Source organism: Erythrobacter sp. RANMB8 (assembly GCF_056848235.1).
On record NZ_JBREHG010000022.1, the window covers coordinates 1 to 11,135 of the forward strand.

Here is an 11,135-nt window from a genome sequence, read left to right on the forward strand (position 1 = left end):
AGCACCTGCGGGCGGGCGGTCGCCCTTGCGGGCCTGCGGCCCGGTGGATCTTTTGTTACGAACCTGCCTCCGCGGGTTCGTCCTCGGTGCGTTTCGATCCTTGCAGGATCGAGCACCTGCGGGCGCGCGGTCGCGCTTGCGGTCGTTACGCGACCGGAACAGCGCATTGGTTCTGCGGCTTGCGGCTTCGGCCTCCCTCCCCTCAAGCGGAGGGGGACCACCGCAGGTGATGGAGGGGCGGGCGCGCTTGCTTCAATAGTCATCTTGCCCTGAGAGGCCCACAGGATTAGGCGCATTTCATGCAATTCACCCGCCTCCCCCACCCCTCGCCCACGCCCGATGCCACCCGCGAGCAGCTGATCGCCGATCCGGGCTTCGGCACCGTGTTCACCGATCACATGGTGGTGATCGATTATGACGAGGCCCTTGGCGGCTGGCAGACGCCGACCGTCGGCCCGCGCCAGCCCATCGCGCTCGATCCGGCGGCGAGCGTGCTGCACTATGCGCAGGAAATCTTCGAGGGGATGAAGGCCTATCGCCATCCCGACGGCAGCCTCGGCCTGTTCCGGCCCGAGGCGAACGCGGCGCGCTTCAATGCCTCGGCTGACCGGCTGGCCATGCCGCACGTGCCGCCCGAGCTGTTCATCGCCGCGATCAAGGCGCTGCTTGAGGTCGATGGCAACTGGTATCCGGCGGTCGAGGGCGGATCGCTTTACCTTCGCCCCTTCATGATCGCGACCGAGGCCTTCCTCGGCGTGCGTCCGGCGAAGCAATACAAGTTCATCGTCATCGCCAGCCCGGCCGGCAATTACTTCCGGTCGGGCGCCAAGGCGGTGAGCATCTGGATTTCGGACTACACCCGCGCCGCGCCCGGCGGCACCGGCGCGGCCAAGTGCGGCGGCAATTATGCGGCGAGCCTCGTGCCGACCGGACAGGCTTTCGCCATGGGTCACGATCAGGTGCTGTTCCTCGATGCGGTGGAGCGCAAATGGGTCGAGGAACTGGGCGGCATGAACCTGTTCTTCGTCTTCGCCGATGGCACCGTGATCACCCCGCCGCTGACCGGCACGATCCTGCCCGGCATCACCCGCGACAGCCTGATGACGCTGCTGACCGAACAGGGGCTGACGGTGTCCGAGGCACCCTATTCGATCGACCAGTGGCGCGAGGATGCGGCGAGCGGCAAGCTTGTCGAAGTGCTGGCCTGCGGCACGGCGGCGGTCGTCACCGCGGTCGGCAAGGTGGCAGGCCCGGAGGGCGAATTCACCATCGGCGCAGGCGGCATCGGCCAGACCACCGCAAAGCTGCGCGAGACGCTGGTGGGCATCCAGAACGGCCGGATCGCCGACACGCATGGCTGGGTGATGCGGGTTTAGGCCCATGGTAAAGCCGTCACGCAAATCGTGGTGGCGCGAGGCTGTGGTGGTGGCCGCTGTTCTCGCCATGGGTATGGCAGCGCTACGGGTGGTGTCCGATTACCGCGCGGCAAAAGTGCGCAAAGGGACGCCCGAAATGGTGTATGGCCAGCTCATGAAAACTGTAGTCGGTTCGGGCCGTAGCTTGGCCCAAGGGCGCTCGCTTCTGGTCAAGCTACCGGACGGATCGGCGCGATACCTTCCGCTCGGCGACAGGGATGATCGCGGCTGCGAGGTCGGACGTCGGGTTGCGCTGGAACAGCGTGGGACCAGCTTTGTGCTTGCTCCCGTCGTGTGCCCGGATGCACGGACAGGTGATCGATGAACGCCGACTGTTCCGCCGCGTCCGGCATCACCGTCGCCGCGCTCTATCAGTTCACGCGGTTCGATGATCCCGAGGCTCTGCAACAGCCCCTGCTCGCGGCCTGCGAGGAGGCGGGCATCAAGGGCACGCTGCTGCTCGCGCGCGAGGGGGTCAACGGCACGATTGCGGGCACGGACAATGCGCTGGCCGCGGTGCTCGATACGATCCGCGCCTTGCCCGGCTGCGCGGGGCTCGAGGTGAAGTTCTCCGATGCCCCCGCCATGCCCTTCGGGCGCATGAAGGTGCGGGTCAAGCGCGAGATCGTCACCATGGGGGAGCCGGACATCGACCCTACCCTGAGCGTCGGCACCTATGTCGATCCGCATGACTGGAACGCGCTGATCGCCGACCCTGACACCATCGTGATCGACACCCGCAACGATTACGAGGTCGCCATCGGCACCTTCGCCGGCGCGGTCGATCCCGCCACGCCATCTTTCCGTGACTTCCCGGCATGGTTCCGCGCCCACCGCGAGGAACTGCTGGCGGGCAAGAAAAAGGTCGCGATGTTCTGCACCGGGGGTATCCGCTGCGAGAAATCGACCAGCTTCCTGCGGTCGGAAGGCGTGGAGGACGTCTATCATCTCAAGGGCGGCATTCTGAAATACCTCGAACAGGTGCCCGAAAGCGAAAGCCTGTGGCAGGGCGAATGCTTCGTCTTCGATGAACGCGTGAGCCTTGGCCACGGCCTTGCGCAGGGCACCCACACGCGCTGTCAGCCTTGCGGGCGGCCGTTCCCCGTGGGCGAGACCTGCCCCGTCTGCGCCCCCGTCTGCACCGCGTGACGCCCGCGCCGGTCCTCTACTCCTTCCGCCGCTGCCCCTATGCGATGCGGGCGCGCATGGCGTTGTGGGTGGCGAGGATCACCGTGGAGCTGCGCGAGGTGAAGCTTGCCGCCAAACCGCCCGCACTGCTCGCCGCCAGCCCCAAGGGGACGGTGCCGGTGCTGGTGCTGGTGCTGGCGGGCGGAGAGGTTATCGACCAGAGCCTCGACATCATGCGCCGGGCGCTGGCGCAGAATGATCCCGAAGGCTGGCGGCTGCGCGATGATGCGGGCCTGATCGCGGTGAATGACGGGGTGTTCAAACACCACCTCGACCGCGCCAAATATCCGGGCCGGTATGACGAGGACGGCGTGACCGACCACCGCGCCGCCGCCCTCGCGCTGCTCGCACCGCTGGAGGAACGGCTGGCGGCGGATGCCTTCCTGTGCGGACCGGCCCGAACGCTGACCGACATCGCGCTCTTTCCCTTCATCCGCCAGTTCGCCGCGATCGATCCGGCGTGGTTCGCGACGCAGCCGCTGCCGCGCTTGCAGGGGTGGCTGGAGCGGTTGCTCGCGTCGGAATTGTTCGCCGCGGTCATGCCCAAGTTCGCGGTCTGGCAAGAGGGCGACGCACCCGTGCTGTTCGGGCCGTCTCCCGTCATCCCAGCGCAAGCTGGGACCTGGAGCGGCACGCGCTGCACTTAGCGGTCCTAGGCCCCAGCTTGCGCCGGGGTGACGCTTGCAGTTGGATTGGGGCTGTCCCCCAGCCCCTCGCGAAAGGCATCGACCAGCCAGCTTGCCGCAGGTCCCAGCCGGGTGTCGCGCCGCCACAGCGCCGAGAGGCCGTAATGCGCGCCGGGTCGTTCGGGCAGGTCAAGCTCCACCAGCGCGCCCGACGCCAGATCGCCCGCCACCATGCCGCGCGGCATATTGCCCCAGCCCAGCCCCTCCTTCAGCAGCGAATGCTTGGCCCCGAGGTCCCCCAGCCGCCATGTCAGCGGGCTGAGCACCGAAAATTCGCGCCCCTCGGTCAGCGGCGAACGGTCGGTCAGCACCAGTTGCAGGTGGCGGCGGCTTTCGCCCGGCGCGACGCCGGAGCGCGCCAGCGGGTGAGACGGCGCGGCGACCGGGATCAGGTCGATCTCGCCCACCGCATGGCGTTCGAGCGCGGGGTTGTCGCCGATCACCGGCCCGCCGATGGCAAGATCGGCCCCGCCCTCGATCACGCAGGCAGCAACCGCGCCCAGCCCTTCGATCCGCAAGGTCAGCGCGCAGGTCGGAAACATCCGCCGGAACTCGCCCAGCACCCGCGCTGTCACCTCGCCCGGCACCATCACGTCGACCACCAGCGTCAGGGCAGGCTCCTGCCCGGCGTGGAGCGAGCGCGCCTTGGCGAGCAGCGCATTGACCCCGTCGGCAATCCCCCGCGCCTCTGCCAGCAGTCCCTCGCCTGCCGCCGTCAGCACCGGGCGGCGCGAGCCCTCGCGCTCGAACAGGGTCAGCGCCAGCGCAGCCTCAAGCTGGGCGATGCCGTAGGATATGGCCGAGACCGCCCGCCCCATCGCCCGCGCCGCCCCGCCGAAGCTGCCGTGGTCGGCCACAGCGATGAAGATGCGCAGCTGATCGAGCGTGGGTTCACCGAGTTTCATGGGCAGGCCTCCGTCCGTTCGTGTCGAGCGCAGTCGAGACACCCTTCAACCTGCCTCTCGACTTCGCTCGAGGCGAACGGGGGCCGGGAGAGTGGCTTGCCGCATATGTTCGGATTTCCTGAACATCTTGGCAAGTTTTATCGCACTTATCCAGACGCTGTCAGCAGCCTATCTCCGCTTCAACACGAACAAGGACACACCCCATGATCGAACTGCGCCCCTTCAACACCCTCGGTGCCGCCAACCACGGCTGGCTGGATGCGCGCCATCATTTCTCCTTTGCCAATTATCACGATCCCGCCCGCGTCCACTGGGGCGCGCTCAGGGTCTGGAACGATGACCGCATCGCTGCCGGCACCGGCTTTCCTACCCACCCGCACGCCGACATGGAGATCATCACCTATGTCCGCACCGGCGCGATCACGCACCGTGACAGCATGGGCAACGAAGGCCGCACCGAAGCGGGCGATGTGCAGGTGATGAGCGCAGGCACCGGCGTGCGCCATTCGGAATACAACCTCGAAGGCACCGACACCACGCTGTTCCAGATCTGGATCATCCCCGACGAGCGCGGGGGCGAGCCGAGCTGGGGTGCACGCAAGTTCCCGAAGGACGACCGCAACGGCGCCTTCGTCCCGCTCGCCAGCGGGGTCGCGAACGACAATGATGCGCTCAGGATCCGCGCCGATGCACGGGTGCTGGGGGCGACGATCAGGGCAGGCGAAAGCGTGACCTACACGCCCCGCTCGGCGGACCGTCACCTCTATCTGGTGCCCGCCACCGGCCGCATCCGGATCGACACCGTCGAGGCCAACGCCCGCGACGGTGTGGCGATCACCCAGATGGCCGAAGTGACCATCACCGCGCTCGAAGACAGCGAGGTCGTGCTGGTCGACGCGGCGTAAGCTTCCCCCCGGAGCCGGCCGGTTCCCCCATCCCCTCTCCCGCCGGCCGGCTCCACCCCTTTTTTCACGAAAGATCAGATTGATGAACAACATCCTCTACATCACCGCCAGCATCCGTCCGGACGCCGACAGCATTTCGCGCGGGCTGGGCCAGCGCCTTGTCGACGGCCTCGCCGCGAGGTCGGGTGCCAGCGTCACCACACGTGATCTGGCCGCCAACGATCTGCCTTACGTGAGCGCCGAGCGCTTCGGCGCGAACCTCACCGCACCCGCCGATCGCAGCCCGGAGCAGGCTGACCTTGCCGCCATCGCCGATACGCTGATCGCCGAGCTTCAGGCCGCCGACACCATCGTGATCGCCAGCCCGATCTACAATTTCGGCCCGCCCTCGACGCTCAAGGCATGGGCCGATCTGGTGGCCCGCGCCGGAACCACCTTCCGCTACACCGCGACCGGCCCCGAAGGCCTGCTCAAGGGCAAGAAGGCCTACCTCGCCATCGCCAGCGGCGGCACCCCCGTGGGCAGCGACATCGACTTCATGAGCCGCTGGCTGACCTTCTTCCTCGGCTTCCTCGGGATCAGTGATGTCGAAATCGTCGCAGCCGACGGCATCATGGGCGAAGGCGGCGAGGAAAAGATCATTGCCGCGCAGGCACAGGCCGAAAAGCTGGCGGCCTGAAGCAATTCTCCCCCCCTCCCGCTTGCGGGAGGGGCCGGGGGTGGGCGAGTGACGAGGCTAGACCCCCTCTAGCCTCGTCTAGACCCCCTCTAGACCCCTTTTAGGCCCGTTTCAGGCCGGTTTTGCCCGATGTTTCACGTGAAACATTGCAGGAACCGCCGCCTCACAATTTCGGCCGCATCAGCTGCCATTTGAAAATCGTGCGGCTCGGCCGGATCACAATGATCGCCACGCCGATCAGCGCCAGACTGCCGCCGATGATCAGCGGCCAGCCCATGGTGTCCCCTGTCAGCCATGTCCCGAAGGCAATCGTCAGCAGCGGGGTCAGCAGGGTCAGCGGCACGATCAGGTTGGCATCATGCTGCTGGAACAGCTTGAAATAGGCCGAATGCGCGCCGACCGAGACGACGACCCCGGCAAACAGCACGCAGGCCGCCACCGCCAGCGGCGCAGCCTCGACCGCGGCGATCTGCCCCGTCTCCAGCGCCAGCGTCGCCGGCAGCATCACGCCGAGCGAGGCGAGCGCCGCCCATGCCTGCAACGCCACCGCGCCAACCTCCAGCCGCTTGACGAAGACCGAGGCGAAAGCTCCCACCAGCACGCCCGCAAAAGCAAAGCCGAGCCCGACCGGATCGCCCGCCTCTGACGGTGCGCCGATGGCCAATCCCACGCCGCCCAGCGCCAGCGCCATGCCGATCCCGCGCCGCCAGCGCACCTCTTCGCCGAGGAAGATGATCGCGAACAGCACGGTCAGCGGCGCGCCCGCAAGGTTGACGATCCCGACGGCCGAAGGGCTTGCGGTCTGAAGGCCGACGAACTGCATCCCGAAACTGCCCCCCGTGATCGCAAAGCCGATCAGCAGCACCAGCCCCAGGCGCGCAGGGATGTGCCGCAGCAGCGGGAACAGCACCGCCAGCACCATCACCGATCGCAGCACGGTGTAGAACAGCGGCGGCAGGCCGAGGCTCGTCACCGCGATCTTGGAGACCACGACATTCATCGCCCAGGCGACATTGCAGAACAGCATCATGCCGAGCGCGGAGAGAGGCAGGCTTTTGGGCATCAGGTGGGAAGGCTTTGCACCACCCCGTCCGGCAAGGCCCCGCGCAATTCCTCGCGCCAGACACTCGCCACCGCGTCGGACGGCGCACGCCAGTCGCCCCGCGGGGACAGCGCGCCCGCCGAAGAGACCTTCGGCCCGTTGGGCAGCGCCGAACGCTTGAACTGCGAAAAGCCGAAGAACCGCGCGCAGAACCGGTCAAGCCAGTGCGCGATGGTCGCCAGATCATAGGCATTCTTCGCGCCTTGCGGGAAGCCCGCAGGCCATAGTCCGGCCCCCGCATCCTTCCACGCATGCCACGCCAGAAACGCCACCTTGGAGGGGCGCTGGCCGAAGCGGATCACGTGATGGAGGAAGAAGTCGTTGAGTTCGTAAGGCCCGATGATGATCTCGGTCGATTGCATCTGCCCGTCCGCGCCGGGCGGCACCAGTTCAGGCGAAATCTCGGTATCGAGCACCGCGGCCAGCACCTCGCCGCAAGCATCGCTGAACTGGCGGGTGCTGATCGCCCAGCGGATCAGATACTGGATCAGGGTCTTGGGCACACCGGCATTGACGCCGTAATGGCTCATGTGGTCGCCCACGCCATAGGTGCACCAGCCCAGCGCCAGCTCGCTGAGATCGCCGGTGCCGACGACAAAGCCGTTGTGCTGCCCCGCCAGCCGGAACAGGTAATCGGTTCTGAGGCCCGCCTGCACGTTTTCGAAGGTCACATCATGCACCGGCTCTCCGGCGGCGAAAGCGTGGCCGATGTCCTCCAGCATCCGCAGGGCCGCAGGCTTGATGTCGATCTCTCCGGCGGTGATTTCCATCGCCGCCATCAGCCGGTGGGCGTTGCCCCTGGTGTGATCCGAAGTCGCAAAACCGGGCATGGTATAGCCGCGGATGGTGGAGCGCGGCAGGCCCAGCCGGTCGCAGGCCTTGGCCGCCACGATCAGCGCATGGGTGGAATCGAGCCCGCCCGAAATGCCGATCACAAGGCTCTTTGCCCCCGTGGATTCGATCCGCCGCATCAGCGCATCGACCTGGATGTTGAAGGCCTCGTAACAATCCTCGTCGAGGCGTTCGGGCCGGTCGGGCACGAAGGGGAAGCGCGCCACCGGGCGGACAAGGCCGATGTCGCCTGCGGCATAAGCGTGCTCGAACACGATCCGGCGATAGGTGTCCGCCGGGCTCCCCGCCCACTCGGCGGCATCGGCGAAGGTCTGGTTGCGCATCCGTTCGGCAACGAGGCGTTCGGTGTCGATATCGACCACGCACAGCTCCCCCGTCCGGTCAAAGCGGGCGGACTGGGCGAGGAGATCGCCCATCTCGTAGATCACGCCCTGCCCGTCCCACGCGAGATCGGTGGTGCTCTCCCCGTGGCCGCTCGCCGAATAGACATAGGCGGCGATGGCGCGGGAGGCCGAGGAGCGGCAGTGCAGGTGACGGTCATCCGCCCGCCCGATGGTGACGGGCGAGGCGGAAAGGTTGCACAGGATCAGCGCGCCCGCCATCGCCGCCTGCATCCCCGGCGGCACCGGCGCCCAGAAATCCTCGCAGATTTCCACGCCGAAGCGGAAGCCGGGCAGGTTGGCAGCGGCGAACACCAGATCGGTGCCGAACGGCACTTCCTCGCCCGCCACCCCGATCCACAGATCGGTGCACCCGCGCCCGTGGGCGAAATGGCGCTTTTCGTAGAACTCGCGATAATTGGGCAGGAAGCTCTTGGGCACCACGCCGAGGATCTGCCCGCCCGCGATCACCACCGCGCAGTTATAGAGCTTGTCCGCCCGCCTGAGCGGCGCGCCCACCACCAGCACCGGATGGAGGTCTGCCGAAGCGGTGACCACCTCCGCCAGCGCCTGCTCGACCCGCTCCAGCAAAGCGTGCTGGAGCAGCAGATCGTCGATCGCATAGGACGACAGCGTCAGTTCGGGAAACACCACCAGATCGACATTGGCAGCGTGGGCCTTGCGCGCCTCGTCCAGCACGCCTGCGGTGTTGAAGGCAACATCGGCCGGACGGCTGCACGGCGTCGCGGTTGCCACGCGGACAAAGCCGTGTTCGTGGCAATCGAAAAAGGGGTGCGAAGTCTCGCTCATGGTGGCTCCGGATGGCTCTGGCACAGCCTCTAGCCCCAATTGCCTGCGGTTCCTAGCAGGCCTGCAAAAAGCATGGCTTTCGAGGGTCAAAGCCTTTCGATCACACCGCCCTGCTTGCACCTTTGCAGCGCAGCGCCCAAGTGGTTGCGCACCATGTGAAGGGAGCCGAACCCATGGCCGATGCCACTTACACCCCGCCCCCCGTCTGGAGCGCCGACACCGTATCGGGCGGGCGCTTTGCCAGTATCAACCGCCCGACCGCAGGCGCGCGCGAGGAGCGCGAATTGCCGGTGGGCGATCACCCCTTCCAGCTCTATTCGCTCGCCACGCCCAACGGCGTGAAGGTGACCATCATGCTGGAAGAGCTGCTGGAAGCGGGCCATGCGGGCGCGGAATATGATGCCTGGACGATCAACATTTCCGCCGGCGAACAGTTCGGCAGCGGGTTTGTGGGCGTAAACCCCAATTCCAAGATCCCCGCCTTGCTCGACCGCAGCGGGGCGCAGCCTTTCCGCGTGTTCGAAAGCGGCGCGATCCTTGTCCATCTGGCCGAAAAGTTCGGCGCCTTCCTGCCCGCAGACCCGCAGGCGCGGGCCGAGGTGCTTTCGTGGGTGTTCTGGCAGGTGGCATCGGGGCCGTTCATCGGCGGCGGCTTCGGCCATTTCTACGCCTATGCGCCGGAGAAATACGAATATCCGATCAACCGCTATGCCATGGAAACCAAGCGGATTTTCGATGTGGCGGACAGGCGTCTGGCGGAAAGCCGCTTCCTTGGCGGTGACGAATATACCATCGCCGACATCGCCAATTTCCCCTGGCTTGCGCCCTTCACCACCGGCGATATCTACAACGACGCCAGAACCTTCCTCAGCATCGACGAATATGAAAACGTGGGCCGCTGGGTAAAGGAAATCGCCACCCGCCCGGCCGTGCAGCGCGGGCGGATCGTCAACAAGGTGTGGGGCGATGAAGACACCCAGTTGAAAGAACGCCACTCTGCTGCCGACTTCGCAGGCAAGCGGCTGGCCTGAGCCGCGAAAAAAGGGGGCTGCGCGGTGCGTTCGCCCCCTTCACAAGGCAGAAACAGCCGCTATAGAGCGCGGCTCTTGCTGGGGCGTAGCCAAGCGGTAAGGCAGCGGTTTTTGGTACCGCCATGCGAAGGTTCGAATCCTTCCGCCCCAGCCATGAATATCTTCAGATCCAAGCATCTGAAAAATAACGGGTTTCTCTTCGAGTCAAAACCCCGTGGCACCCCGCCGTGGCACCCTGCCGTGGTCCTGATTTCGGCACCATGATTCGAGTGGATTCCTGGCGCAAGATGGCCGTCCGATTTGCGCAGCTTTTCCACCGGCAAATGCACAGGATTTGCACCGTGGCTCCGCGCCGTGCCCGCTGGGCTGTTGTAAGCCACCGATTAGATACGATGACCGTGTTTGGGACTTTGCGGTTCTTCCCGAACGACATACTGAATGGCTGGGTTCGCCAAAACCCGCCATGCTGCTTTCAGAGCCGAGCATCGACCTCGCTTATGACCGGTGATGGGTGGAAACCTGAAGTCGAAGATGATAGTCTTTGTCGATGTCTTACAGCGATCAATTGAGCGGTTTCGGGACGTCAGTTGTGAATTGGGCGCGGAGCCCATTCAATGTCAGGGTTCCTGCGATTGTCGCTATCGTTCTCGTATCGGTAGTGTTGGTCAATCTGCTCAGCTTGCCAGACCTGCTCTTGATCCCGTTTCTGGCAATCTATCTTGTGGCGGTAGTTGCTACGTTTCGCGAGCTTCAGGAAAAGGGTCGCTCGGGTTGGTGGATCCTTCTGATGATTGCGGAGATCAACATCGGTCCCCTTTGGCTAGGTCTATCACTGGGCGCTGTGATCAATGTGTTGCCCGTTTTCCTTGCGATGTCATCTGCCCGAAGGATTGATGCGCAGCCGTAGCTAGTTACGACCGTTCTGGGGTCGGAACCTGAAGGGCAGGAATTTTTCACGATCAGGGCAAAGCCGCGGTGCCGCTTTCGGGATCGCGCGTCGGCCCGGCTCATGGGAGGTCGTGGGTGGAATTCGGAATGGCGGCTATTGACCGTCGCTCAACGCTCCGTCTTCGTCCCAATAGCGCCATTCGCCAGTCACTTCACCTTGTGCGTATGTGCCCTCGGCAGCGATCTTGCCGTTGTCATGATAGTCACGCCAGAGCCCGTCTTCATGACCATCGA

General features: G+C 65.6%; 11 protein-coding genes and 1 tRNA gene. 8 read left to right on the forward strand and 4 right to left on the reverse strand.

What is annotated here, in order from left to right; genetic code table 11:
* Positions 1-299 precede the first annotated feature (299 nt).
* The 3 genes from ACU0AG_RS15860 (at position 300) to ACU0AG_RS15870 (ending at position 3,250) form a co-directional block, all read left to right on the forward strand.
* On the forward strand, positions 300-1,376 hold the full coding sequence (locus ACU0AG_RS15860; RefSeq protein ID WP_482783238.1) for a branched-chain amino acid aminotransferase: 1,077 nt from the start codon (positions 300-302) through the stop codon (positions 1,374-1,376).
* Positions 1,377-1,736: 360 nt separating this feature from the next.
* A complete protein-coding gene (gene trhO, locus ACU0AG_RS15865) occupies positions 1,737-2,564 on the forward strand; it encodes an oxygen-dependent tRNA uridine(34) hydroxylase TrhO (RefSeq protein WP_482783239.1) in 828 nt (275 codons plus the stop codon).
* Positions 2,561-3,250: a glutathione S-transferase gene (locus ACU0AG_RS15870; RefSeq protein ID WP_482783240.1), complete on the forward strand. Its 690-nt coding sequence runs from the start codon at positions 2,561-2,563 to the stop codon at positions 3,248-3,250. The genes trhO and ACU0AG_RS15870 overlap by 4 nt, the downstream gene beginning before the upstream one ends.
* 5 nt (positions 3,251-3,255) lie before the next feature.
* Here ACU0AG_RS15870 and ACU0AG_RS15875 read toward each other — a convergent pair whose 3' ends face one another.
* A complete protein-coding gene (locus tag ACU0AG_RS15875; protein ID WP_482783241.1) occupies positions 3,256-4,194 on the reverse strand; it encodes a LysR family transcriptional regulator in 939 nt (312 codons plus the stop codon).
* A 203-nt stretch (positions 4,195-4,397) separates the two neighbouring features.
* On the opposite strand from ACU0AG_RS15875, the gene ACU0AG_RS15880 reads away from it, so the two are divergent.
* Both ACU0AG_RS15880 and ACU0AG_RS15885 read left to right on the forward strand, forming a co-directional pair.
* Positions 4,398-5,099, forward strand: a complete 702-nt coding sequence (locus ACU0AG_RS15880) for a pirin family protein (protein WP_482783242.1) — start codon at positions 4,398-4,400, stop codon at positions 5,097-5,099.
* 82 nt (positions 5,100-5,181) lie between these two features.
* Positions 5,182-5,778 (forward strand): FMN-dependent NADH-azoreductase, encoded by a 597-nt coding sequence (locus tag ACU0AG_RS15885; protein ID WP_482783243.1) that lies wholly within the window; start codon positions 5,182-5,184, stop codon positions 5,776-5,778.
* Between the two features lie 163 nt (positions 5,779-5,941).
* Here the strand turns inward: ACU0AG_RS15885 and ACU0AG_RS15890 are convergent, their stop codons facing one another.
* Positions 5,942-6,841 (reverse strand): DMT family transporter, encoded by a 900-nt coding sequence (locus ACU0AG_RS15890; RefSeq protein ID WP_482783244.1) that lies wholly within the window; start codon positions 6,839-6,841, stop codon positions 5,942-5,944.
* Entirely contained in the window at positions 6,841-8,922 is a 2,082-nt protein-coding gene (locus ACU0AG_RS15895; RefSeq protein WP_482783245.1) for an NAD(+) synthase, read from the reverse strand. The genes ACU0AG_RS15890 and ACU0AG_RS15895 overlap by 1 nt, the downstream gene beginning before the upstream one ends.
* A 173-nt stretch (positions 8,923-9,095) precedes the next feature.
* On the opposite strand from ACU0AG_RS15895, the gene yghU reads away from it, so the two are divergent.
* From yghU to ACU0AG_RS15910, 3 genes are all read left to right on the forward strand, one after another.
* Entirely contained in the window at positions 9,096-9,953 is an 858-nt protein-coding gene (gene yghU / locus ACU0AG_RS15900; RefSeq protein WP_482783246.1) for a glutathione-dependent disulfide-bond oxidoreductase, read from the forward strand.
* 79 nt (positions 9,954-10,032) lie between these two features.
* Positions 10,033-10,107: transfer RNA gene (locus ACU0AG_RS15905), tRNA-Gln, on the forward strand.
* A gap of 393 nt (positions 10,108-10,500) precedes the next feature.
* Positions 10,501-10,860: a DUF805 domain-containing protein gene (locus ACU0AG_RS15910; protein ID WP_482783247.1), complete on the forward strand. Its 360-nt coding sequence runs from the start codon at positions 10,501-10,503 to the stop codon at positions 10,858-10,860.
* Positions 10,861-10,995: 135 nt separating this feature from the next.
* Here the strand turns inward: ACU0AG_RS15910 and ACU0AG_RS15915 are convergent.
* On the reverse strand, positions 10,996-11,135 hold a 140-nt coding region (locus tag ACU0AG_RS15915), incomplete at its 5' end, for a toxin-antitoxin system YwqK family antitoxin (protein WP_482783248.1).

Excerpts from the sequence above, each read along its gene's own strand:
- ACU0AG_RS15895 (WP_482783245.1), bottom strand. The coding sequence starts at position 8,922 with ATGAGCGAGACTTCGCACCCCTTTTTCGATTGCCACGAACACGGCTTT.
- ACU0AG_RS15885 (WP_482783243.1), top strand. The coding sequence starts at position 5,182 with ATGAACAACATCCTCTACATCACCGCCAGCATCCGTCCGGACGCCGAC.
- yghU (WP_482783246.1), top strand. The coding sequence starts at position 9,096 with ATGGCCGATGCCACTTACACCCCGCCCCCCGTCTGGAGCGCCGACACC.
- ACU0AG_RS15860 (WP_482783238.1), top strand. The coding sequence starts at position 300 with ATGCAATTCACCCGCCTCCCCCACCCCTCGCCCACGCCCGATGCCACC.
- ACU0AG_RS15880 (WP_482783242.1), top strand. The coding sequence starts at position 4,398 with ATGATCGAACTGCGCCCCTTCAACACCCTCGGTGCCGCCAACCACGGC.
- trhO (WP_482783239.1), top strand. The coding sequence starts at position 1,737 with ATGAACGCCGACTGTTCCGCCGCGTCCGGCATCACCGTCGCCGCGCTC.
- ACU0AG_RS15875 (WP_482783241.1), bottom strand. The coding sequence starts at position 4,194 with ATGAAACTCGGTGAACCCACGCTCGATCAGCTGCGCATCTTCATCGCT.
- ACU0AG_RS15890 (WP_482783244.1), bottom strand. The coding sequence starts at position 6,841 with ATGCCCAAAAGCCTGCCTCTCTCCGCGCTCGGCATGATGCTGTTCTGC.
- ACU0AG_RS15910 (WP_482783247.1), top strand. The coding sequence starts at position 10,501 with ATGTCTTACAGCGATCAATTGAGCGGTTTCGGGACGTCAGTTGTGAAT.